Genomic DNA, 22,899 nt, shown 5'->3' with positions numbered 1-22,899 from the left:
GTATTCACAAATCTAACTCAGTGAACTGGATCAAGTGTGGGAGGGGGCTTGCCCCGATGCTTTTAGAGCTCTACCACCACTGCCTGGGAAGCCCGGGTCGCCTTGGCACGAGCCGCTTCAATCGACTCATCCCGCGCCAGTGCCACACCCATGCGGCGCTGGCCATTCACTTCTGGCTTGCCAAACAGGCGCAATGCCGTATCTGGCTCACTCAACGCCGCGCCCAGGTTGGCAAACGCCGTCTGGGTCGATTGCCCTTCCACCAGGATCACCGCCGACGCCGAAGGCCCGAACTGACGGATCAATGGGATCGGCAGGCCGAGGATGGCGCGAGCGTGCAGCGCGAACTGCGACAGGTCCTGAGAAATCAGTGTGACCAAACCGGTGTCATGTGGGCGCGGCGACACTTCGCTGAACCACACCTGATCGCCCTTGATGAACAATTCCACGCCAAACAGGCCACGGCCACCCAGGGCTTCGGTCACTGCCTTGGCAACTCGTTCGGACTCGGCCAGGGCAATCGGGCTCATGGCCTGTGGCTGCCAGGATTCCTGATAGTCGCCCTTTTCCTGACGATGACCGACCGGGGCGCAGAAGGTGGTGCCACCGACATGGCGCACGGTCAGCAAGGTGATTTCGTAGTCGAAGTCGATAAAACCTTCGATGATCACCCGGCCTTTACCGGCACGCCCGCCTTCCTGGGCGTAGTCCCAGGCTTTCTGTACGTCATCAGCGCTGCGCAGCAAGCTCTGGCCCTTGCCCGACGAACTCATCACCGGCTTGACCACGCAGGGGAAACCCAGGTCCTGGACGGCCTTGCTGTAGTCTTCAAAGGTGTCGGCGAAGTGATACGGCGAGGTCGGCAGATCCAGCTCTTCGGCGGCCAGGCGACGGATGCCTTCACGGTTCATGGTCAGTGATGCGGCACGCGCAGTCGGGATCACGGTGAAGCCTTCGGCTTCCAATTCCACCAGGGTCGCAGTGGCGATGGCTTCGATTTCCGGCACGATGAAATGCGGCTTCTCCGCCTCGATCACCGCACGCAGAGCGGCGCCGTCGAGCATGTTGATCACATGGCTACGGTGCGCCACCTGCATGGCTGGCGCGTTGGCGTAGCGATCCACGGCAATCACTTCAACGCCCAGGCGTTGCAGCTCGATTACCACTTCCTTGCCCAGCTCACCGCAGCCACACAGCAAAACGCGGGTCGCGGTTGGCGACAATGGAGTTCCGATTCGGGTCATCTCAGGTCCTCAGGGGAGCGGATCATGGGGAGAAAGGCCGGCATTTTACATGAACTGCAAGAATTGGCCTCAGTTGGCGACGGCACGCTTGCGCAGGCGCCAAGCCATGATCAACCACACCACCGTGACCCCGGCGAACTTCGACACCAGCGCCGTGCCCGCCACCGCCGGCGTCAGCGCGCCGATCAGGCCGAAAAAGATAAACGTATCGAGGGGAATGCTCAGCGCCGAACTTATCCACAGGCGGTCATGCAGGGGGCGCCGGGTGATGCTGAACACCAGCCAGTCGATGCATTCGGACACTGCGAACGCCGTGGCGCTGGCCAGGGCGATGGATGGGTCGGAGGTGATATACGACAGCACCAGCGCCGCCAGCATGGCGATGATTGCGCCATGGCCGAAGCGGGTTTGCACCATGTCGCGCAGGATGAAGACCAGGCCACCCCAGGCGGACCAGATCACATCCAGGTGCGGGGCGGTGGAGAAGGCGAAGTTGATCAGCACGACGCTGCTGATGTAGGCGATCAGGAAAAACATGGATGAATGACCTGTGAACAAGGGACACAGGGTACTTCACAATTAGACATATGTCGTCTGGGAGGGCCTCATCGGGGGCAAGTCGAACCGTCGCACCGCCCCTCCCACATTTTGATCTGTGAACACATTCAAGTGTGGGAGGGGGCTTGCTCCCGATAGCAATAGATCAGGCACCCGAGCTTTTGGGCGTCATCCACACCATCCCACTGGCCACCGCCCGCTCATGACACAACCCCAACACCACCCGCCGCTCGGCGTTATCCATGCGGCTCCAACGCGTAATCTCGTCCACACTACGCTGGCAACCAGTACAGATATCGTCCTCATCCAACGCGCAGATACTCACGCACGGCGAGGCAACAGGCCGTTCAACCGCACTCATTCTTCCTGCTCAACCAAGTCTCGGGCATAGCGCTGCGAGTTATGTACATAGTGCGCGGCACTGGCCTCGAGCATACGTTTCTGCGCCTCGGTCAGCTCACGCACGACTTTGCCAGGCGAGCCCATCACCAGCGAACCATCGGGAATTTCCTTACCTTCGCCGATCAGCGAATTGGCGCCGATGATGCAATGTTTGCCGATCTTGGCGCCGTTGAGGATCACGGCGTTGATGCCGATCAAGCTGTAGTCGTCGACGCTGCAGCCGTGCAGCATGGCGTTATGGCCGATGGTCACGCCGGTGCCGAGGGTCAGCGGGTAGCCCATGTCGGTGTGCATCACGCTGCCGTCCTGCACGTTGCTGTTCTTGCCGATCAGGATCAGCTCGTTGTCGCCGCGCAACACCGCGTTGAACCAGACGTTAGCACCCTCCTCCAGCTTGACCTTGCCTACCAGCGTGGCATTCGGTGCTACCCAACTGTTGGGATGGGTCTCGACACGGGCGTCGCCCAGGCGGTATTTCATGGTTTTTCCTCACGGCTCGCCATTCAAGCGATGGCTTAGATATTGATGAAGCTCTTGGGCGGCTGGTGCAGGCTGATCTTGGCGTCGTCATAGAGCAGATTGATCAGCTCGACAATCATGATCGCCGTCAGGCCCCAGATCTTGTATTCGCCGAACCGGTAGCTGGGCACATACCAACTGCGGCCCTGGTAATCGATCCGGTGGGTATGTTCGCGTGGGTCCTGTCGGAAAAACTCCAGGGGTACGCTGAAGACGGCGGCGATTTCGGCGTCATTGGCCAGGTATTCGACGTAATCGGGAATGACGCCCACGTAGGGCGTTACGCGAATGCCATGCAGGGAAATCAATGGGCTCAATGGCCCGATCACCTCCACCAACCCGGGTGGCAGGCCGATTTCTTCTTCGGCCTCGCGCAAGGCGGTGAAGATCAGGTCCGGGTCGTCAGGGTCGCGGCGCCCGCCAGGGAAGGCCACTTCGCCACCGTGGGTCGACAGGCCGCTGGCGCGCAGGGTCAGGATCAGCTCAGGTTCGTCACTGCGGGTAATCGGCACCAGTACCGCGGCCTCGGGGAAACGCCCGTCAGTTTCCAAGGTGTGAGGGGTGTGATTGCTTACCCGGCGAAGTAGCTCGTCCAGCATGAGTCATCTCGGTCTGTTGGCTACCTTGCATCATGCACCAAAGCGTGCGGGCGCCCAAGCCCAAAACCCGGTGCATGTCGCGAAACGACAACTTGCAGGAACGCCCGGCACCAAGCCAAGATGTGCCCATTCTCCAGGAACCCCAGCATGAATTTCTGCAGCCAGTGCGGTAAACCGGTTACCCAACGTATTCCCGAAGGCGACGCACGCCTGCGTTTTGTGTGTGATCACTGTTCGACCATTCACTATCAAAACCCCAATATCGTCGCCGGCACCGTGCCCGTGTGGGGCGATCAAGTACTGCTCTGCCGCCGTGCCATCGAGCCGCGCCTGGGTTACTGGACCCTGCCCGCAGGCTTTATGGAAAACGGCGAGACCGTGGAACAGGCGGCCATGCGTGAAACCCTGGAAGAAGCCTGTGCCCGGGTGCGTAACCTGAGCATCTATACCCTGATCGATGTGCCGCACATCAGCCAGGTGCACATTTTCTACCGCGCCGAGCTGATCGACCTGGACTTTGCCGCAGGCCCCGAAAGCCTTGAGGTGAAGCTGTTCGATGAAGCCGATATCCCGTGGTCCGAGCTGGCTTTCCGCACCGTCGGGCGTACCTTAGAATGCTTCTTCGCGGACCGCCGGCAGCAGCTGTTCCCGGTGCGCAGCGAGTCGGTGCCACCGATGACACGCCCAGCCAAATAACCTTCCAGGCAGCACCTTTATCAGGGATACCGTTTCAATGCGTTGGTTGCTTGTTCTTATCTGCCTGTCGTTCGCCACGCTGTCCCCCGCTTCCACGGTGGAGACGCTCGGCGGTAAAACCGTCGAGAAAGTCCTGGTGCTCAAGTCTGCCCACCAGTTGCAACTGATCAACGACGGCAAGCCCCTCAAGACCTATCGCATCTCCCTGGGCAAGAACCCCAAGGGCCACAAGCTGATCGAAGGCGACCGCCGTACCCCCGAGGGTTTCTACTGGATCGACTGGCGCAAGACCAGCGACCGCTTCAACCTGGCCATGCACATCTCCTACCCGAACATCAGCGACGCCGCCCGCGCCCGCCGCGAAGGGGTGAAACCGGGCAGCATGATCATGATTCACGGCACCCCCGACACAGAAGACTACCCGGAGCAGTGGTTCCACACCCTGGACTGGACCGACGGCTGCATCGGCATGCGTAATGTGGATATGCGTGAAGTCTGGAACCTGGTCAAGGACGGCACCCTGATCGAGATCCGGCCGTAATCTCGTACCGTTCGTAAATTAATTCGAAAATAATTCCTGCCTCCAGCAGCGCCTGCCGGTGAATACCAGTTCACCGCGCGGGACAGCGCACTTGTGCGCGACACAAAGACCTCTCTAATACCACTTGATACCAAGCCCCATTAAAGAGCCCTGAAACCGGGGTTCGAACCGTTTTGGTAGCATTGACATGGTATTTAAGTGGTATTAATTTCCGGCCATTACCGGGCGACAACACTCCAATAACCGCATCGGAAACTTCACAGATGAACCCCATCCTGACGCTGCGCCCCGACGACAAGCAATCCACGCCGCTGTACCTGCAACTGGCCCGCAACCTTGAAGCGGCGATCCACGCCGGCCAGTGGAAATCCGAGCAGGCCCTGCCGTCGGAACGCGCTCTCAGCGAGCAGTTGAGCATCTCGCGGGTCACCGCCCGCAAAGCCTTGGAAGTGCTGTTTGCCCAGGGTTTGATCCGACGCAGCCAAGGCTCTGGCACCTTCATCACACCGCGCCTGGAACAACCCTTGTCGCGCTTGTCGGGGTTTAGCGAAATGCTGCGGCTCAAGGGCTTTGTTCCCACGTCACAGTGGCTGGAGCGCGACATCACCCCGCCGACCCACGAAGAGCTGATCCGCCTGTGCCTGTCGCCCACCGACAAAGTGGCGCGCCTCAAGCGTTTGCGCAAAGCCGATGACACGGTGATGGCGATTGAAATGACCGCCATGCCCGCCTCGGTGTTGCCACACCCGCAAGCCATCGGCAATTCGCTGTACGAATACCTGGAAGGTATCGGCAAGCCCATCGTGCGCGCCCTGCAACATATCCAGGCAATCAATGCCTCGGACGAATTCGCCAAGCTGGTGGGCATCGCCCCCGGCACCGCCATGCTGCTGATGACCCGCGTGGGCTACACCGCCGACAACACGCCGATTGAAATCACCGACACCTACTGCCGCAACGACTACTACGACTTTGTCGCAGAGCTGCGTCGCCATGACTATTCCGCTGAATTGCGACTCTAGGGAACTGCCCATGCCAGAAGACAATATCCTCACGCCCAGTGGCTGGATTCGCGGCCGCCTGGTGCACGAGCACGGCAAGGTAGCTGCCATCGAAGGCACGCCTTGCGACCCGGCTGACAACGACCTGCCCTACCTGCTGCCAGGCTTTATCGACCTGCATGTGCACGGCGGTGGCGGTGCCGACATCATGGAAGGGGCGCAGGCATTCGAGACCATTACCCGCACCCACGTGCGCTTTGGGACCACCTCGCTGCTGGCCACCACCATGACTGCTCCGGTGGATGAAATCTCCCGGGTCCTCAGTGAACTCGGCAACTTCTGCGAGCAACGCCCTGCCGGCAGTGCGCGGGTGCTCGGTGTGCACCTGGAAGGCCCTTATATCAACCCGGGCAAACTCGGCGCGCAACCCAACTTCGCCCACACCGCGTTGATGGCCGAAGTCGAAGCCTATTTGCGCCTGGCGCCGATTCGGGTAATCACCATCGCCCCGGAAATCGCCGGCCATGACGGCCTGATCCGCGCCCTCAGCCAACGCGGCGTGCGCATGCAGATCGGTCACACCCTGGGCAGCTATGAAGAAGGCGTCGCCGCCCTCGCCGCCGGCGCCACCAGCTTTACTCATTTGTACAACGCCATGAGCCCGCTGCATCACCGCGAACCCGGCATCGTCGGTGCCGCGCTGGCCCATGCCCAATACGCCGAGCTGATCCCGGACCTGCTCCACGTACACCCCGGCGCCATTCGCGTGGCCTTGCGTTCGATCCCGTGCCTGTACTGCGTCACTGACTCCACCGCCGCCGCCGGCATGCCCGACGGCGAATACAAGCTGGGCAGCCACACCGTGACCAAATGCCTGGGTGGCGTACGCCTGGCCGACGGCACCCTGGCCGGCAGCACCCTGACCATGGATCAGGCGCTGCGCAACCTGGTGAAAATCGGCCTGCCGATCAGCGAAGCCTCACAGCGCCTGTCGCAATTTCCTGCGGACTACCTGGGCCTGGAAGAACGTGGCCGTCTGCAACCCGGCAGCTTTGCCGACTGCGTGCGCCTGGACCGCGACCTGACACTTACCGACGTAATGGTCGAAGGAGACACCATTGACTTCAAAAATGCTTGAAGAGGCCCTGGCCTCCTGCGACGCCGTTACGGCACAACTGCAACGCCTGAATCCCATGCTGAAAGAAGTTGCCGGTCGCCTGCGCCGTCAGCCGCCGCAAGTGGCGATGACCATCGCCCGCGGCAGCTCCGACCACGCCGCCAGTTACTTCGCCTACCTGGCCATGCAGCATGTGGGCATCCCGGTGGCGTCGTTGCCGATGTCGGTGGTGACCCTGCTGCAGGCGCCGATGAAAGTCAGCGGCCAGGTGGCGTTTGGTTTCTCCCAGTCGGGGCAGAGCCCGGACCTGGTCAACAGCCTGCGCCTGTTGCGCAAGCGGGGCGCCCTGAGCATCTCGCTGGTGAACGCCGAAGACTCGCCGCTGGAAGCCGCCTGTGAATTCCATGTGCCGTTGTGCGCCGGCCCGGAACAAAGCGTGGCCGCGACCAAGAGCTTTATCGCCACCCTCAGCGCCAGCGCACAATTGATCGGCCACTGGAATCAGGAAACCGAGTTGCTTCAAGCCTGCCAGGCGCTGCCCGACGGCTTACGTGAAGCCGCCAGGCAGGATTGGACTCAAGCTATCGAGGCCCTGCGCGGCTGCCAGCAATTGATGGTGATCGGCCGCGGCGCCGGGTTTGCCATCGCCCAGGAAGCTGCGCTCAAGCTCAAGGAAACCTCGGCGATCCAGGCCGAAGCCTTCAGCAGCGCCGAGGTGCGCCACGGGCCGATGGCCTTGATCGACGAAAATTACCCACTGCTGGTGTTCGCCCCACGCGGCGCCGAGCAGCCCGGCCTGTTGAGCCTGGCCGCCGATATGCGCCAACGCGGCGCCCGCGTGTTGCTGGCCGCGCCGGACGATATCGCTGAACGTGACCTGACCCTGAGCCGCGCCGAACACCCGAGCCTGGACCCGATCCTGGCGATCCAGAGTTTCTACGTGATGGCCGCCGGCCTGGCGGTCGCCCGGGGCATGGACCCGGACCAGCCGCGTCACCTGAGCAAAGTCACCCGCACTCACTGAGTGGCGTTTTCCTGATGAGTACCGTGCCCATGTCCAACAACAATAATGTACTGACCCTCAGCGCCCCCTTAAGCGGGCCGGTGCTGGCCCTGGGCAACGTTCCCGACGAAGTGTTCGCCAGCGGCGCCATGGGCGATGGCCTGGCCATCGACCCGCTGAATGATTGCCTGCACGCGCCCTGTGACGGCGTGGTCATCCATGTCGCCCGCACCGGGCATGCGCTGACCATCCGTGCCGACAACGGTGCCGAAGTGTTGATGCATGTGGGCATCGACACCGTGGAGCTCAATGGCGAAGGCTTTGCCTTGCTGGTGAAGGATGGCGCACGGGTGAGCGAGGGCCAGCCGTTGGTGCAGTTTGATCTGGACCGTATTGCGCGCCAGTGCAAAAGCCTGGTGAGCCTGATCATCCTGACCAACAGTGAGCACTTCGAGCTGCAACCGATTGCGAGCAAGACGGTGAAGGTCGGTGAAGCGCTGATGCGCATTGCCCTGCGCACATCCGCGCCGGTTCAAACCGCTGTGGATAACTCGGTCGCAGAAGTGAGCGCCACGGTACGCATCACCCATCGTGGCGGCTTGCATGCGCGCCCTGCCGCGCTGATCCGCAAGACTGCCCAGGGCTTCAGCAGCCAATCGCAGCTGCACTTCGGTGATAAGACCGCGGCTTGCGACAGCCTGATCGGCCTGATGGGGTTGGGTATTGGCGAAGGTGACGAGGTACGGGTGACCTGTCGTGGCAAGGATGGCGAGGCGGCGTTACAGGCACTGGTCGCTGCGCTGTCCGTGGCGATCCACGAGGAGCCTCACGCGCCGGTCGTTGCCACGCCACGCCGGGCGAATACCGAAGCCGATGTGCTGCAAGGCGTATGCGCGGCACCCGGTCTGGTATGTGGGCCATTGTTCCGCCTCACGGGCATCGAACTGCCGCAAGACAGCGGCAATCATAGCGTCGACGAACAACTGCAACGCCTGGATGCCGCCCTTGAGCAAGTGCGCGGCGAAATCCGCAATACGCTGGGCCAGGCGCGCCAACGCAAGAACGTCGAAGAGGAAGAGATCTTCGCCGCCCACCTCGCCCTGCTGGAAGACCCGGCATTACTCGACGCAGCCACCGCTGCCATCGAACAAGGCAGCGCCGCCACCCATGCCTGGCGTGATGCGATCCAGGCCCAATGCGCCGTGCTGCTGGCGTTGGGCAAACCACTGTTTGCCGAGCGTGCCAATGACCTGCGCGACCTGCAACAACGGGTGCTGCGTGCGTTGCTGGGTGAAGCCTGGCACTTCGAATTGCCGGCGGGGGCGATCGTCAGCGCCCATGAGCTGACGCCATCGGACTTACTGCAACTGAGCGCGCAACAGGCGGCAGGCATCTGCATGGCCGAAGGCGGTGCGACCTCCCATGTGGCGATTTTGGCCCGGGGCAAAGGCCTGCCGTGTCTCGTCGCCCTGGGCAATGAAGTGCTCGATGTGCCTCAAGGCCAACGGGTGGTACTCGATGCCTCCAACGGCCGCCTGGAACTGGCCCCCAGCGAAGCGCGTCATGCCGAAGTTCACCAGACTCGCGAAACGCAGAAACAGCGGCGCCAACAGCAACAGGCCCAAGCCCGGCAACCGGCGAGCACCACCGACGGCGTGACGGTTGAAGTGGCGGCGAATGTCGCCTCCAGCGCCGAAGCCCAAGTGGCGTTTGACAACGGCGCCGATGGCGTCGGCCTGCTGCGCACTGAATTCCTCTTCGTCGACCGCCGTACCGCGCCGGATGAACAAGAGCAACGCCAGGCCTATCAAGCCGTGCTGGATGCCATGGGCGACAAGTCGGTGATCATCCGCACCATCGATGTGGGCGGCGACAAGCAGCTCGACTATCTGCCGCTGCCCGTCGAGGCCAACCCGGTACTGGGCCTGCGCGGTATCCGCATGGCCCAGGTGCGCCCCGAACTGCTCGACCAGCAACTGCGCGCCCTGCTGCAGGTCTCGCCGTTGGCGCGTTGCCGCATCCTGCTGCCGATGGTCAGCGAAGTGGATGAATTGCTGCAGATTCGCCAGCGCCTGGATGAACTGTGCGTGGAGCTGGAGCTGACGCAACGCCCCGAGCTGGGCGTGATGATCGAAGTGCCCGCCGCCGCGCTTATGGCCGAGCAGTTGGCCAAGCATGCGGACTTCTTGTCCATCGGCACCAATGACCTGTCCCAGTACACCCTGGCCATGGACCGCGACCACGCAGGCTTAGCCGCCCGGGTCGACGCCCTGCATCCGGCTCTGCTGCGGCTGATTGCCCAGACCTGTGCGGGTGCGGCGAAACAGGGGCGTTGGGTCGGCGTGTGTGGCGCCCTGGCGTCCGACCCACTGGCCACTCCGGTACTGGTCGGCCTGGGGGTCAGCGAGCTGTCGGTGAGCCCGCCGCAGATCGGCGAAATCAAGGACCGCGTCCGCCACCTGGACGCGGCGCAATGCCGGCAACTGAGCCTTGAGCTGCTCGACCTGAGCAGCGCCAAGGCTGTTCGCCAAGCCTGTCAACACCACTGGCCGCTGAGCTGAAAACAACAAGAATAGGGAGACACGCCATGTACCAACACTTTATCGAAGGCCTGCAACGCCTGGGCCGCGCCCTGATGCTGCCGATTGCGATCCTGCCAATCGCCGGCCTCTTGCTGCGTCTGGGCGACACCGACTTGCTCAACATCGCGGTGATGCATGACGCCGGGCAGGCGATCTTCGCCAACCTGGCGCTGATCTTCGCCATCGGCATCGCCGTGGGCTTTGCCCGCGACAACAACGGCACGGCCGGCCTGGCCGGGGCAATTGGCTACCTGGTGATGATCTCGACCCTCAAGGTGATGGATACCACCATCAACATGGGCATGCTCGCCGGTATCGCCAGTGGCCTGATGGCGGGCGGGCTGTATAACCGCTTCAAGGACATCAAGCTGCCGGAGTATCTGGCGTTCTTTGGTGGACGACGTTTTGTGCCGATTGTCACCGGGTTTTCGGCGGTGGGCCTGGGCGTGATCTTCGGCCTGATCTGGCCGCCGATTCAGCACGGCATCAACAGCTTCGGCGTGTTGCTGATGGAAAGCGGCAGCCTGGGCGCCTTCGTGTTTGGCGTGTTCAACCGCTTGCTGATCGTCACTGGCCTGCACCATATCCTCAACAACATGGCGTGGTTCGTGTTCGGCAGCTTTACCGATCCGGTCACCGGCGCGGTGGTGACCGGCGACCTGACCCGCTACTTCGCCGGCGACCCGAAAGGCGGCCAGTTCATGACCGGCATGTTCCCGGTGATGCTGTTCGGCCTGCCGGCTGCGTGCCTGGCGATGTACCGCAATGCGTTGCCGGAACGCCGTAAAGTGATGGGCGGGATTTTCCTGTCCATGGCGCTGACCTCGTTTTTGACCGGGGTGACCGAGCCGATTGAATTTGCGTTCATGTTCCTGGCGCCGTTCCTCTACTTGCTGCATGCGCTGCTGACCGGCCTGTCGATGGCCGTGACCAACCTGCTCAATATTCACCTTGGGTTTACCTTCTCCGGCGGCTTTATCGACATGGTGCTGGGTTGGGGCAAGTCCACCAATGGCTGGCTGGTGGTACCGGTGGGCCTGGCCTACTCGGTGATCTACTACACGGTATTCAGCTACTGCATCCGCCGCTTCAATCTGAAGACGCCGGGCCGGGAAGATATCCAGGTGGTGCAGGCTGAAGCAATGAGCGATAACCAGCGGGCGACGGCTTATATCCAGGCGTTGGGTGGTGCAGAGAATTTGCTGAGTGTGGGCGCCTGCACCACGCGGCTGCGGTTGGACATGGTGGACCGCAACAAGGCGGTGGATGCAGAGTTGAAAGCGCTGGGCGCCATGGCTGTCGTTCGACCGGGCAACGGTGGCAGTTTGCAGGTGGTGGTCGGGCCGATGGCCGACAGCATTGCTGATGAAATCCGCTTGGCGATGCCGGGGTTTGTTGCCGCAGCGCCTGTAGCGGTCGCGCCTGTGGATAAGCCGGTGGCGGTGAATGTACACGAGGCCGAAAAATGGCTGAATGCGCTAGGTGGCCGAGGGAATGTGCGCCAGCTGGAAGCGGTGGCGATGACCCGGTTGCGGGTGGAGTTGGGGGATGATTCGGGATTGTCAGAAGCTCAGCTCACTGCGCTGGGTTGCCAGGGTGTGAGTCAACTTGAAAGCGGTGTTTGGCACTTGTTGATTGGTGACAAGGCGTCCGGGTTGGGTGAGGCGTTGGAACGGTTGGTCAGTGAGGTCGGCGCCAGGGTTTAGAGCTGTAGTGGCTTTTCTGGCCTCATCGGGGGCAAGCCCCCTCCCACATTTGAAATGTGTTCGCCGTTCAAAATGTGGGAGGGGGCTTGCTCCCGATTGGCCCTCACAGGCGCCTGATTACTTCTGCTCAGACACCTCAACTAAATCCAGCACCCGATCCACCATCAACTGGATGCCCTCAACCATCCGATGAATCCCCAGCACGGCATCACGCTGGGGGCCGTCGATATCAAAAGCCAGATTACCCGCCAGTGCCTGCACGGATGCCAGGTCTTGGGAGGCGTTGGCGAGTAGGGTTTCGGTGTTCAGACTGGGTAGTACGGTGAAGATCTGGTCGGACGGTGAATCACCAGCTTGGCGGGACTCGGCTTGAGATGAGATTGAACCAGTTAGCAAGTTGTCGCTGATCATCATTAAACTCCATATGGAATAGGCTCCTAGTGATTTTTCAGGCTTGCAGTCCCGGTCACTGAATTGGCAGCGACTCGAGAAGGTTAGTTGTGCGAGTTCCGACGGACAACCTGAAAGGTTTGTCGGAAAGGTCTGCGGCGCATGGGCCGAAGCCATCGGGGGCTTGCTCCCGATGAGGCCCTGACAGACAACAAAAAACCCGCTGACCAAACTGGCCCAGCGGGTTTCTTGTTTATGCAGCCAGCCAATCAAAAATCCGCCAACTGCCACACCTCATACGCTGGAGTCTCATACGGGTGGCTAAGTTTGAGAGCAGCCACAACAGCCACAATCAACTCATCCGCCACCACCAGCTCAACCTTCCACTCCTCAACCACTTCAACCTGCCCCACCTGCCCGATAAACGGCTGACTGCCGTCCAACGCGCGGAATTGGCCCTGGCCCAGCACTTGCCAGGCGCAGTGGTCGTAGTCGCCGATGCGCCCGCCGCCGGCTGCGAAGACGGCGGTTTTCACCGTCTCCACATGGCTGTCGGGCACGAAGAAGGCGAGCTTGTACACGGCCTTAGTTCACCCACACGCGAGCGTTGCGGAACATGCGCATCCAGGCGCCGTCTTCGTTCCACTCTTCCGGGCGCCACGAGTTCTGCACGGCGCGGAATACGCGCTCCGGGTGCGGCATCATGATGGTCACGCGGCCGTCGCGGCTGGTGAGGCCGGTAATGCCGCGTGGCGAGCCGTTCGGGTTGGCCGGGTAGGTTTCGGTGACCTTGCCGTGGTTGTCGACGAAACGCAGGGCCACGGTGCCGGACAGGTCGGCTTCAAGCAGGGCTTCTTCGCTGGCGAACTCGGCATGGCCTTCACCGTGGGCGATGGCGATGGGCATGCGCGAACCGGCCATGCCTTGCAGGAAGATCGAGTTGGACTCCTGCACCTGCACCATGGCGACACGGGCTTCGAACTGCTCGGAACGGTTGCGCACAAAGTGCGGCCAGAACTCGCTGCCCGGGATCAGTTCGCTGAGGTTGGACATCATCTGGCAACCGTTGCACACACCCAGGGTGAAGCTGTCGTTGCGTTCGAAGAAGCCCTGGAACGCGTCGCGAGCGCGGCTGTTGAACAGGGCCGACTTGGCCCAGCCTTCACCGGCACCCAGCACGTCGCCGTAGGAAAAACCACCGCAGGCCACCAGGCCTTTGAACTCGTTGAGATCAACGCGACCGGCGAGGATGTCGCTCATGTGCACGTCAATCGCATTGAAACCGGCGCGATCGAACGCCGCGGCCATTTCCACCTGACCGTTGACGCCCTGCTCACGCAGTACGGCAACCTGTGGGCGAATGCCCTTCTTGATGTAAGGCGCGGCGATGTCCTGGTTGACGTCGAAGCTGAGCATGGTGCTCAGGCCCGGGTTGTCTTCTTCCAGGATCACGTCGAATTCCTGCTCGGCGCAGTCGGCGTTGTCGCGCAGGCGCTGGATCTGGTAGCTGGTCTCGGCCCACTGGCGTTGCAGCAAGCGGCGCTGACCGGTAAAGACCGTGTCGCCGTTGAACGAGATATTGACTTCGCCGTTGTTGATCGGCTGGCCAATCACCGCCACGCATTCGGCAAGGCCGGCAGCGCTGAACTGGGCGAGTACATCAGGGGTAGCGTCCTGACGCACCTGAATCACAGCGCCCAACTCTTCGTTGAACAGGATGCCGTTGATTTCCGCAGCATCCTCGGCAACGCTGTCGAGCACGATGTTCAGGCCGCAGTGGCCAGCGAAGGCCATCTCGACAACGCTGGTCAGCAAACCACCGTCGGAGCGGTCGTGGTAAGCCAGCAGGTGACCGTCGGCGTTGAGGCCCTGGATCACGGCGAAGAAGGCTTTCAGGTCTTCGGCGTCATCGACGTCCGGCGCCTGTTTGCCCAACTTGCCATGGGTCTGCGCCAGGATCGAGGCGCCCATGCGGTTCTGGCCACGGCCCAGGTCGATCAGGATCAGGTCGGTGGTGCCCTTGTCCATGCGCAGTTGCGGGGTCAGGGTCTGGCGGATGTCGGTGACCGGTGCAAAACCGGTAACGATCAGCGACAGCGGAGAAGTAACGCTCTTGTCGGTGCCATCTTCGTTCCAACGGGTGGCCATGGACATGGAGTCCTTGCCCACCGGAATGGTGATGCCCAGTTCCGGGCACAACTCCATGCCGACAGCCTTGACGGTGTCGTACAGGCGCGCATCTTCACCCGGGTGGCCGGCAGCGGACATCCAGTTGGCCGACAACTTGATGTCGGACAGCTTGCCAATGCGCGAGGCGGCGATGTTGGTCAGGGTTTCACCAATGGCCATGCGGCCCGACGCGGGTGCGTCCAGCAGAGCCAGCGGCGTGCGTTCGCCCATGGCCATGGCTTCACCGGTGTAGACGTCGAAGCTGGTGGCGGTGACGGCAACGTCGGCCACCGGCACCTGCCATGGGCCGACCATTTGGTCACGGGCCACCAGGCCAGTGATGGTGCGGTCGCCGATGGTGATCAAAAAGCTTTTGCTTGCTACGGCCGGGTGGTGCAGCACGCGTTCGATGCTGTCGGCCAGCTCCAGCGTGCTTGGGTCGAAATCATCGCCCAGCTCGGTTTCGCGCACGGCCGAGCGGTGCATGCGCGGCGCCTTGCCCAACAGCACTTCCAGCGGCATGTCTACCGGGCTGTTGCCGAAGTGGCTATCGGTAACCGTCAGCTGCGGCTCGGCAGTCGCTTCGCCGACCACGGCAAACGGGCAACGCTCGCGTTCGCAGATGGCCTGGAAGCGTGCGAAGTCTTCAGGGCCGACGGCCAGCACGTAGCGTTCCTGGGATTCGTTACTCCAGATTTCGTGCGGGGCCATGCCCGGCTCGTCGTTTGGAATGTTGCGCAGTTCGAAGCGGCCACCGCGGTCGCCATCGTTGACCAGTTCCGGGAAAGCATTGGACAAACCGCCGGCGCCGACGTCGTGGATGAAGCTGATCGGGTTCTTGTCACCCAACTGCCAGCAGCGGTCGATGACTTCCTGGCAGCGGCGTTCCATTTCCGGGTTTTCGCGCTGTACGGAAGCAAAATCCAGGTCTGCCGAGCTGGTGCCGGTAGCCATGGAGGAAGCCGCACCGCCGCCCAGGCCGATCAACATCGCCGGACCGCCGAGTACGATCAGCTTGGAGCCAACCAGGATCTCGCCTTTCTTGACGTGTTCTTCGCGGATGTTGCCCATGCCGCCGGCCAACATGATCGGCTTGTGGTAACCGCGCACTTCATCGCCACGCGGGGTGGTGATGGACTGTTCGAAGGTACGGAAATAACCGGTCAGCGCCGGGCGCCCGAATTCGTTGTTGAACGCGGCGCCGCCAAGCGGGCCTTCGATCATGATGTCCAGCGCGGTGACGATGCGCTCAGGCTTGCCGTACGGCACTTCCCACGGCTGTTCGAAGCCTGGGATCTGCAGGTTGGATACGGTGAAACCGGTGAGGCCAGCTTTTGGCTTGGCACCACGGCCGGTTGCGCCTTCGTCGCGGATTTCGCCACCCGAACCGGTGGCTGCGCCCGGGAACGGGGCAATTGCGGTCGGGTGGTTGTGGGTCTCTACCTTCATCAGGATGTGCACCGGCTCCTGCACCGCGCCGTACTGGCGGGTTTCCGGGTCCGGGAAGAAGCGGCCGGCGACGGAGCCGACGATGACCGAGGCGTTGTCTTTATAAGCCGACAGAACGCCTTCGCTGTGCATCACGTAGGTGTTCTTGATCATGCCGAACAGGCTTTTTTCCTGGCTCTGGCCGTCGATGTCCCAACTGGCGTTGAAGATCTTGTGACGGCAGTGCTCGGAGTTGGCCTGGGCAAACATCATCAGTTCGATGTCGTGGGGGTTGCGCTTCAAGCCGTTGAAGGCGTTGACCAGGTAGTCGATCTCGTCTTCGGCCAGGGCCAGGCCCAATTCGGTATTGGCCTTCTCGAGGGCGGCGCGGCCACCGCCAAGCACGTCAATCGCGGTCAGCGGCTTGGGTTCAGCGTGGCTGAACAGGCCGGCAGCCTGTTCCAGCTGGCCGACGATGATCTGAGTCATGCGGTCGTGCAGGCTGCTGGCGATCAGCTCGGCGTCGGCATCACTGAACTGGCCGGCGACATAGAAAGCGATACCACGCTCCAAGCGCTGGATTTTGTCCAGGCCACAGTTGCGGGCGATATCGCTGGCCTTGCTCGACCAGGGCGAGATGGTGCCGAACCGCGGCAGAACCAGAAACAAGCGGCCGGTCGGCTCTTGCACGGGAACGCTTGGGCCGTACTTCAGAAGGCGTGCCAGCACTTGCTGTTCGTCGGCGGTCAAGACGCCGGTTACGTCGGCGAAGTGAGCAAATTCAGCATAAAGGCCTGTAACAGCTGGAACCTTCTGGCTCAGTTGCTCAAGGAGTTTGCTGTGGCGAAAGGCAGAAAGGGCAGGAGCGCCGCGCAGGATCAACATCTTCGGGACAGCCTCGGAAGGGGGTGTGCTTTGAGGCCGTGCATTCTAGCGTAAACCTTCGCCAACGGCACCCGAAACGCTACCGGTGGCCGCTGCCGAACGTCAGTTGGCAGGGTTTGCACGCGATCGTGGCGTTATCCACGGCGTTGGGCGCAGTTATTTTAACCGTCACAATCGCTCGCCAAGCCGCGTTTCTGCGGGCTGCAGCACAGTTTGAGCGGCGCTAGCAGACAAGTGCGCCGCTGTCGAGATATGGCGCCGTGGGCCGTTTGCGTATACTGCGCAGATGTTCTCCCCAACCGTTTTGCGCCCGCGATGGGTCAAATGGCTCGTCGCCACCTTGCTCTTCCTGATGCTCAGTGCCTGTGTTGACAAACCCAGCACCCTCGAGCGAATTAAGGAGGATGGCGTATTGCGGGTGGTCACCCGGAACAGCCCGGCCACCTATTTCCAGGACCGCAACGGTGAAACCGGTTTCGAATACGAACTGGTCAAGCGCTTTGCTGACGAACTGGGCGTGAAGCTGGAAATCGAGACCGCCGATAACCTCGACGACCTGTTCAACCAGTTGGGTAAACCCAACGGCCCGGTACTTGCCGCCGCCGGCCTGGTCAGCAGCGAACAGCGCCAACAGCAGGTGCGATTTTCCCACCCATACCTGGAAGTGACCCCGCAGATCATTTATCGCAACGGCCAATCGCGCCCGACCAATGCCGCTGACCTTGTGGGCAAGAAGATCATGGTGCTCAAGGGCAGCACCCACGCCGAGCAACTGGCGGCGTTGAAAAAGCAGAATCCAGCAATCGAATACGAAGAATCCGACGCCGTTGAGGTAGTCGATCTGCTGCGCATGGTGGACGAGGGGCAGATCGACCTGACCCTGGTGGACTCCAACGAAGTGGCGATGAACCAGGTGTACTTTCCCAACGTGCGCGTGGCGTTCGACCTCGGCAATGCCAGCCACCAGAGCTGGGCCGTGGCCGCCGGCGACGACAACAGCCTGCTCAATGAGATCAACGGCTACCTGGACAAGGTCGAAAAGAATGGCACGCTGCAGCGTCTGAAAGATCGCTATTACGGGCACGTCGATGTACTCGGCTATGTGGGCGCTTATACCTTCGCCCAGCACCTGCAACAGCGCCTGCCCAAGTACGAGAAGCACTTTCGCGCCTATGCCAAGGCTGAAAAGGTCGATTGGCGGCTGCTGGCAGCCATCGGTTACCAAGAGTCACTATGGCAGCCGACCGTTACCTCCAAGACCGGCGTGCGCGGCCTGATGATGCTGACCCAGAACACCGCGCAGGCCATGGGCGTGTCCAACCGCCTGGATGCCAAGCAGAGCATCATGGGCGGCGCCAAGTACCTGGCCAAGATCAAGGATGAACTGGACGACAAGATCGCCGAGCCCGACCGCACCTGGTTCGCCCTCGCCGCTTATAACGTGGGTACCGGCCACCTGGAAGACGCACGCCTGCTGGCGAAGAAAGAAGGCCTGAACCCGAACAAGTGGTTGGACGTGAAGAAGATGCTGCCACGCCTGTCGCAGAAGCAGTGGTACAGCAAGACCCGCTACGGCTACGCCCGGGGCGGCGAGCCGGTGCACTTTGTGGCGAACATCCGGCGTTACTACGACATCCTTACCTGGGTGACCCAGCCGCAGCTGGAAGGCGACCAGGTGGTGGAAGGCAACCTGCATGTGCCGGGTGTGGACAAGACCAAGCCGCCGCAGGACAGCCCGCAATTATAAGAACACTGAATACCAATGTGGGAGGGGGCTTGCTCCCGATAGCAGGGGGTCAGTCACTGCATGTGGTGACTGACAGTCCGCCATCGGGAGCATGCCCCCTCCCACATTTTGATCTGCGCTTGACTTAGAGGCCGGTGATTAGATGGGCTACGCCGCCCGACAACACCATCACGCCTGCTACACCCGCCGCCTTCAACGCCGCCTCATCCAACCGCCCCGCATCCTGCAACTGCACCCTCACCCGCGTCAGCGCCACACGCTGTTGTGACTTGAGATTCTCGGCGCCGCCCAAGGCACTCAGCACATCGGCGGCCAACAGGCTGGGGGTCGGCGCTTCAAGCGTCTCGGCAATCAGGTCCGGGGTCAGGGCTTTCCAGAATGCCCGCTGCAATTTCTCGAACATGCTCAGTGCTCCATGACAGGTGAGGTTTCAACGGTGGCCGCGTGGTACAGGCGTAGGGCCTCACGCACTTGGCCGGCTTCTTCCAGGCCCAGCACCTGGCGGGCGATGAGTTGGCAGTCGACCAGTTCCAGTTCGCGCACGGTGGCCTTGATGCTCGGGATCAGCGGCACGCTGACCGACAGTTCATCCACGCCAAGTCCGATCAACACCGGCACCGCCAATGGTTCAGAGGCCAGCGCACCACACACGCCCACCCACTTGCCATGGGCGTGGGCCGCCTTGACGGTGCTGGCGATCAGGCGCAACACAGCGGGGTGGAAGCTGTCGGCCTGGCTGGCCAGGCGCGGGTGATCGCGGTCCATGGCCAGGGTGTATTGGGTCAGGTCGTTGGTGCCGATGGAAAAGAAATCCACATGGGGCGCAAACACATCCGCCATCAACGCCGCCGAAGGCACTTCAATCATGATGCCCAGCTTGGGCAATTCGGTGAGCCCGAGCGCCAGCGCTTCTTCTTCGAGCATCCGGCGCGCCAGGTGCAGCTCGCAGAGCTGGCTGACCATCGGCAGCATGATATGCAGCCGTGCCAAGCCCGCACTGGCGAGGATCGCGCGAAACTGTTCGCGCAGCAGTTCGGGGCGTTCCAGGCACAGCCGAATACCCCGCAAACCCAGGAACGGGTTGGTCTCGCTTTCCATCGGCACATAGGCCAAGGGTTTGTCGCCTCCCACGTCCAGGGTGCGCACCACCAGATTGCGCTCGGTGCCAAGGGCACGGGCGATGGCGCTGTAGGTGCCGGCTTGTTCCTCCGGGCTCGGGGCACGGCTGCGGTCCAGGTAGAGGAACTCCGAACGCAGCAGGCCCACGCCTTCACCGCCCAGGGTCAGGGACTGCTCGACTTCCTGCAGCGAGGCGACGTTGGCCGTGACTTCGACGTGATGGCCGTCGCGAGTGATTGCCGCCAGGGATGCCTGTGCGATTTCACGCTGCAACCGCAGCTTTTGCTGCTGGCGAACCGCTTGCAGTTGTTCGATTTCAGCCAGGTCCGGTTCCAGGTGCAGCTCGCCTTTATCGGCGTCAAGCAGTACCCGTTTGCCGTTGGCCAGAGCCAATACTTGAGCCGGCACCCCGCAAATGGACGGCAGGCCGAGCGCCCGAGCGAGGATGGCCACGTGGCTGGTAGCCCCACCGGCAACGGTGACGAAACCCAGCACTTTACTGGTATCCAGGCCGGCGGTTTGCGAGGGTGTCAGTTGTTCGGCGACCAGGATGGCGCATTCAGGCAGGTCCAATGAGCGTTCGGGAACACCCAGGATCAGTTTGAGCACGCGCTGGCCGACGTCGGCCAGGTCCGCCGCACGCTCGGCGAGCAGCGCCTTGCCCAAGCCTTCGAAGAGTTTCGCCGTCGCCAGCGTGGCGCTGTTCCAGGCAAAGGCGGCGCTCTTGCCTTGGGCGAGCAGGCCGTGGGCTTGCTCCAGCAGGGTCGGGTCTTCGAGCAATTCCTGGTGGGCGCGGAAAATTTCGGCCTGGGCACTGCCGGCAGCCTTGGCTTGCAAGGCTTGCAGCGCTTCGGCTGCCGTCCGCAGGCCTCGCGCCAATGCGGCACGCTCGAAGGTTTCGCCGGCACCGGCTTCAGGAATATTCAGCGCCGGTTCGGCCACTTGGACGACCTGCCCAAACGCCGAGCCTGGCGATGCACACACGCCCCGCATCAAGGTTGCCGATGACACCGGCGCGGCAGGCTTGACTACTTCGACCGCCGCCACCGTCTCGCCACAGCCGTCCAGCAACAACGCGACCAGCGCCTGGATCGCCGCCTCGGCATCCGTGCCCGCCGCGCTCACTTGCAGGCTGTCTCCCCGGGACGTCTGCAGCGCCATGATCGCCACCAGCGACTTGGCATTCGCGCTCTGGGTTTGCTTGTGCAGGTAGATGCTTGAACTGAACCCTTTCGCCGCCTGGGCAAGCACTGCCGCTGGGCGAGCGTGCAAACCGTTGGCGTTGGGCAAGGTCAGGGGCTTGGAGAACAGCGCATCGCCCTCCTCTTCATCGGCTTCCGATGACGCTTGCCCGGGGGACACTCGTAACAGTGGCTGGCCTTCCTCGACGGCGCCCTGATCGGGCACCAGCAACACAAATGGCTCGCCACTGACGACCAGCATCAGGGTCAGCAGGCTACGTGCATGCAGTGCCACATAGTCGGCGTCGAACTCAATCAGCGGCTGCCCGGCTTCCACCCGCTGTCCCTCCTCAACCAGGCGAGTGAAGCCCTGACCCGCCAGGTTCACGGTGTCCAGGCCGATATGCAACAGCACCTGCACGCCGTTGTCGTCGGTGACACTCACCGCATGACCGCTGTCCTGGATATTGCTGATCACCCCGGCCAGCGGCGCGCAGAGCGTCTGCGAGGTGGGATCGATGCACAGGCCGTCGCCGATCACGCGGCTGGAAAACACTGGGTCGGGTACCTGATCCAGCGCCAGCAGCATCCCGGACAGGGGCGCCAGCAGTTCCAGGGGTTGAGATGGGGTCATGACTTCACCTGTTGGGTTGTTCTGTAAAAATCATTGGGTGGGATGGCACAGATCAAATGTGGGAGCGGGCTTGCGCGCTCCCACATTAGTTCGCGGTTATTTCCACCAGTATTCGACTTGCACGCCCATGTTCGAACCATGCCGTGCCGTGCCATAGGCGCCGGTATCGGATAACGCCGAGCCCGCCGCGAGTTCATTCGCCGCGCGCTTGGCCGCCTGGTTCCAGCTGGCATAGGTGTAGTACAACCGCACTTCCGGCCGCGCCCAGAATTCCGGGCCTTTGGGCGACCAGGTCGGCGCGAACGTGAATTTGCTCAGCTTGCGTGTACCGCCGGTAGCCTCGACCTGATCGTGACCCAGTTCAGCGACCAGCTTGAATTGCTCGCTGATGGCATACGCCGGGCGTACACCCAGGGACATCCAGTTCTGGTCCTGACGCCCCGCACGTACATCCTTCTGGTACACCGCCTGGACTTGCCCGCCGAAACGCGGGGTCACCTGCCAGTCAAAGAACTCCACGGCACGGTAGCTTTTGCTGCTCTTGTCCAACCGGGTATTGCCGGTGTAGCCCAGCCCGGTGCCTGGGCCTTCGCCGTACTGCAAGGCAAACTTGTTCTTGCCGCCCAGGAACGCGGTTTGCACATGCTGCGCGGTCAGCGCCCAACCGCTGTTGGTATCACGCCCACCGGCCTTGGCGATATAACTCAGGCCAAGCTCCAACTCGCCGCCCGGGTTGGTGTTGAAGCCTGCTACGTTGAAGTCGTGGCGGGTGGCGTATTCCTTCTGGTACAGGTTGTCCTTGCGCGACAGGGCGTAGCTGTATTTCAAGCCGCCGATCAGCACGTCCTCGATACCGCCACCGGTGGCGCTCTGGTTCCAGTAGTAGAAGTCGGAGATATGGATGTCGTTACGTTTGTAGTAACGCCGCCCGGCCCACAGCGAACCACCGTTGAGACCGGGCAGGTTGGACCATTGCGCATACATCTGCGGCATGCGCGCCGAGCCGTTGTTTTCACCCTGGAACTTCAGGGAGCGGTCGTACTTGTTGTAGAGGGAGGCCATGGCATCCACGCTGAGCACCGAACCGTCATCGAACGTCAGCAGGTCCTGGCGCAGTTCCAGTTCGGCATATTGCTCGCATTCGTTACCCAAGCGGTATTTGGTTTGCGCCCCCGGCAGCTGGAAACATTGCTGCTTGCCACTGCCTGTAGACGTGCCCGCGCCGCTGCGCAAGTAACCGGCGAACTCCAGGGCCTGGGCGCCAAACGGTACAGCGAGACACGAGGCTATAAGGCCCAGTTTTATGGTTGTTTTCATGAAGCGCTCCTTTTATTTTTATTGTTTTTTCTTACTTTGTTGCGTGACGCGATTACCGGTA

The 22,899-nt window shown here is 62.0% G+C and carries 19 protein-coding genes; 8 read left to right on the top strand and 11 right to left on the bottom strand.

The features are described 5' to 3' along the window. Nucleotides 1-62: 62 nt before the first annotated feature. The 5 genes from purT to NMB39_RS05345 all read right to left on the bottom strand — a co-directional run bounded on the left by purT (nucleotide 63) and on the right by NMB39_RS05345 (nucleotide 3,322). The gene (gene purT, locus NMB39_RS05365) at nucleotides 63-1,244 is read right to left on the bottom strand and encodes a formate-dependent phosphoribosylglycinamide formyltransferase (RefSeq protein ID WP_198718955.1); all 1,182 of its coding nucleotides are present in this window, start codon (nucleotides 1,242-1,244) and stop codon (nucleotides 63-65) included. Nucleotides 1,245-1,313: 69 nt separating this feature from the next. Continuing rightward, nucleotides 1,314-1,781, bottom strand: coding sequence for a preQ0 transporter (locus NMB39_RS05360; RefSeq protein WP_057021672.1), 468 nt, complete (start codon nucleotides 1,779-1,781; stop codon nucleotides 1,314-1,316). Nucleotides 1,782-1,947: 166 nt separating this feature from the next. Further along, the gene (locus NMB39_RS05355; protein ID WP_056847579.1) at nucleotides 1,948-2,163 is read right to left on the bottom strand and encodes a DUF1289 domain-containing protein; all 216 of its coding nucleotides are present in this window, start codon (nucleotides 2,161-2,163) and stop codon (nucleotides 1,948-1,950) included. Continuing rightward, nucleotides 2,160-2,684, bottom strand: coding sequence for a gamma carbonic anhydrase family protein (locus tag NMB39_RS05350; protein ID WP_005791135.1), 525 nt, complete (start codon nucleotides 2,682-2,684; stop codon nucleotides 2,160-2,162). Before NMB39_RS05350 ends, NMB39_RS05355 begins: the two co-directional genes overlap by 4 nt. Before the next feature lie 35 nt (nucleotides 2,685-2,719). Beyond that, nucleotides 2,720-3,322: a CoA pyrophosphatase gene (locus tag NMB39_RS05345; RefSeq protein WP_046069410.1), complete on the bottom strand. Its 603-nt coding sequence runs from the start codon at nucleotides 3,320-3,322 to the stop codon at nucleotides 2,720-2,722. Nucleotides 3,323-3,469: 147 nt separating this feature from the next. On the opposite strand from NMB39_RS05345, the gene NMB39_RS05340 reads away from it, so the two are divergent. The 7 genes from NMB39_RS05340 to nagE all read left to right on the top strand — a co-directional run bounded on the left by NMB39_RS05340 (nucleotide 3,470) and on the right by nagE (nucleotide 11,968). Beyond that, complete coding sequence (locus NMB39_RS05340) at nucleotides 3,470-4,018, top strand: NUDIX hydrolase (protein ID WP_056847578.1); 549 nt, start codon at nucleotides 3,470-3,472, stop codon at nucleotides 4,016-4,018. Nucleotides 4,019-4,055: 37 nt separating this feature from the next. Further along, nucleotides 4,056-4,559, top strand: a complete 504-nt coding sequence (locus NMB39_RS05335; RefSeq protein WP_057021673.1) for a L,D-transpeptidase family protein — start codon at nucleotides 4,056-4,058, stop codon at nucleotides 4,557-4,559. 263 nt (nucleotides 4,560-4,822) lie between these two features. Then, a complete protein-coding gene (locus NMB39_RS05330) occupies nucleotides 4,823-5,581 on the top strand; it encodes a GntR family transcriptional regulator (RefSeq protein WP_043046851.1) in 759 nt (252 codons plus the stop codon). 10 nt (nucleotides 5,582-5,591) lie between these two features. Beyond that, entirely contained in the window at nucleotides 5,592-6,698 is a 1,107-nt protein-coding gene (gene nagA, locus NMB39_RS05325; protein ID WP_057021674.1) for an N-acetylglucosamine-6-phosphate deacetylase, read from the top strand. Then, entirely contained in the window at nucleotides 6,691-7,701 is a 1,011-nt protein-coding gene (locus NMB39_RS05320; RefSeq protein WP_494340608.1) for an SIS domain-containing protein, read from the top strand. The genes nagA and NMB39_RS05320 overlap by 8 nt, the downstream gene beginning before the upstream one ends. A 29-nt stretch (nucleotides 7,702-7,730) precedes the next feature. Further along, on the top strand, nucleotides 7,731-10,241 hold the full coding sequence (gene ptsP / locus NMB39_RS05315) for a phosphoenolpyruvate--protein phosphotransferase (protein WP_494340609.1): 2,511 nt from the start codon (nucleotides 7,731-7,733) through the stop codon (nucleotides 10,239-10,241). 26 nt (nucleotides 10,242-10,267) lie between these two features. Continuing rightward, complete coding sequence (gene nagE, locus NMB39_RS05310; RefSeq protein WP_057021677.1) at nucleotides 10,268-11,968, top strand: N-acetylglucosamine-specific PTS transporter subunit IIBC; 1,701 nt, start codon at nucleotides 10,268-10,270, stop codon at nucleotides 11,966-11,968. A 117-nt stretch (nucleotides 11,969-12,085) separates the two neighbouring features. Here the strand turns inward: nagE and NMB39_RS05305 are convergent, their stop codons facing one another. The 3 genes from NMB39_RS05305 to purL all read right to left on the bottom strand — a co-directional run bounded on the left by NMB39_RS05305 (nucleotide 12,086) and on the right by purL (nucleotide 16,840). Continuing rightward, entirely contained in the window at nucleotides 12,086-12,379 is a 294-nt protein-coding gene (locus tag NMB39_RS05305) for a DUF6124 family protein (RefSeq protein ID WP_231988982.1), read from the bottom strand. A 248-nt stretch (nucleotides 12,380-12,627) separates the two neighbouring features. Next, nucleotides 12,628-12,939: a YqfO family protein gene (locus tag NMB39_RS05300; protein WP_068967666.1), complete on the bottom strand. Its 312-nt coding sequence runs from the start codon at nucleotides 12,937-12,939 to the stop codon at nucleotides 12,628-12,630. Between the two features lie 4 nt (nucleotides 12,940-12,943). Further along, nucleotides 12,944-16,840: a phosphoribosylformylglycinamidine synthase gene (gene purL, locus NMB39_RS05295; protein ID WP_494339552.1), complete on the bottom strand. Its 3,897-nt coding sequence runs from the start codon at nucleotides 16,838-16,840 to the stop codon at nucleotides 12,944-12,946. Nucleotides 16,841-17,126: 286 nt separating this feature from the next. On the opposite strand from purL, the gene mltF reads away from it, so the two are divergent. Next, nucleotides 17,127-18,587, top strand: coding sequence for a membrane-bound lytic murein transglycosylase MltF (gene mltF / locus NMB39_RS05290; RefSeq protein ID WP_198718952.1), 1,461 nt, complete (start codon nucleotides 17,127-17,129; stop codon nucleotides 18,585-18,587). Nucleotides 18,588-18,711: 124 nt separating this feature from the next. Here the strand turns inward: mltF and NMB39_RS05285 are convergent, their stop codons facing one another. The 3 genes from NMB39_RS05285 to NMB39_RS05275 form a co-directional block, all read right to left on the bottom strand. Continuing rightward, nucleotides 18,712-18,990 (bottom strand): PTS sugar transporter subunit IIB, encoded by a 279-nt coding sequence (locus NMB39_RS05285; protein ID WP_494339553.1) that lies wholly within the window; start codon nucleotides 18,988-18,990, stop codon nucleotides 18,712-18,714. A 2-nt stretch (nucleotides 18,991-18,992) separates the two neighbouring features. Further along, on the bottom strand, nucleotides 18,993-21,521 hold the full coding sequence (gene ptsP / locus NMB39_RS05280) for a phosphoenolpyruvate--protein phosphotransferase (protein ID WP_057021681.1): 2,529 nt from the start codon (nucleotides 21,519-21,521) through the stop codon (nucleotides 18,993-18,995). Between the two features lie 96 nt (nucleotides 21,522-21,617). Beyond that, nucleotides 21,618-22,838 (bottom strand): maltoporin, encoded by a 1,221-nt coding sequence (locus tag NMB39_RS05275; RefSeq protein WP_057021682.1) that lies wholly within the window; start codon nucleotides 22,836-22,838, stop codon nucleotides 21,618-21,620. Nucleotides 22,839-22,899 lie beyond the last annotated feature (61 nt).

It is taken from the genome of Pseudomonas sp. FBCC-B545, from assembly GCF_059134095.1.
This window is presented reverse-complemented; position numbering and strand designations above follow the sequence as displayed.

Coding starts and splice junctions, on each gene's coding strand:
- nagE (WP_057021677.1), top strand. CDS start 10,268: ATGTACCAACACTTTATCGAAGGCCTGCAACGCCTGGGCCGCGCCCTG.
- NMB39_RS05285 (WP_494339553.1), bottom strand. CDS start 18,990: ATGTTCGAGAAATTGCAGCGGGCATTCTGGAAAGCCCTGACCCCGGAC.
- purL (WP_494339552.1), bottom strand. CDS start 16,840: ATGTTGATCCTGCGCGGCGCTCCTGCCCTTTCTGCCTTTCGCCACAGC.
- NMB39_RS05345 (WP_046069410.1), bottom strand. CDS start 3,322: ATGCTGGACGAGCTACTTCGCCGGGTAAGCAATCACACCCCTCACACC.
- nagA (WP_057021674.1), top strand. CDS start 5,592: ATGCCAGAAGACAATATCCTCACGCCCAGTGGCTGGATTCGCGGCCGC.
- NMB39_RS05305 (WP_231988982.1), bottom strand. CDS start 12,379: ATGATCAGCGACAACTTGCTAACTGGTTCAATCTCATCTCAAGCCGAG.
- NMB39_RS05350 (WP_005791135.1), bottom strand. CDS start 2,684: ATGAAATACCGCCTGGGCGACGCCCGTGTCGAGACCCATCCCAACAGT.
- NMB39_RS05320 (WP_494340608.1), top strand. CDS start 6,691: ATGCTTGAAGAGGCCCTGGCCTCCTGCGACGCCGTTACGGCACAACTG.
- NMB39_RS05360 (WP_057021672.1), bottom strand. CDS start 1,781: ATGTTTTTCCTGATCGCCTACATCAGCAGCGTCGTGCTGATCAACTTC.
- NMB39_RS05275 (WP_057021682.1), bottom strand. CDS start 22,838: ATGAAAACAACCATAAAACTGGGCCTTATAGCCTCGTGTCTCGCTGTA.
- purT (WP_198718955.1), bottom strand. CDS start 1,244: ATGACCCGAATCGGAACTCCATTGTCGCCAACCGCGACCCGCGTTTTG.
- ptsP (WP_057021681.1), bottom strand. CDS start 21,521: ATGACCCCATCTCAACCCCTGGAACTGCTGGCGCCCCTGTCCGGGATG.
- NMB39_RS05340 (WP_056847578.1), top strand. CDS start 3,470: ATGAATTTCTGCAGCCAGTGCGGTAAACCGGTTACCCAACGTATTCCC.
- mltF (WP_198718952.1), top strand. CDS start 17,127: ATGTTCTCCCCAACCGTTTTGCGCCCGCGATGGGTCAAATGGCTCGTC.
- NMB39_RS05355 (WP_056847579.1), bottom strand. CDS start 2,163: ATGAGTGCGGTTGAACGGCCTGTTGCCTCGCCGTGCGTGAGTATCTGC.
- NMB39_RS05330 (WP_043046851.1), top strand. CDS start 4,823: ATGAACCCCATCCTGACGCTGCGCCCCGACGACAAGCAATCCACGCCG.
- NMB39_RS05335 (WP_057021673.1), top strand. CDS start 4,056: ATGCGTTGGTTGCTTGTTCTTATCTGCCTGTCGTTCGCCACGCTGTCC.
- ptsP (WP_494340609.1), top strand. CDS start 7,731: ATGTCCAACAACAATAATGTACTGACCCTCAGCGCCCCCTTAAGCGGG.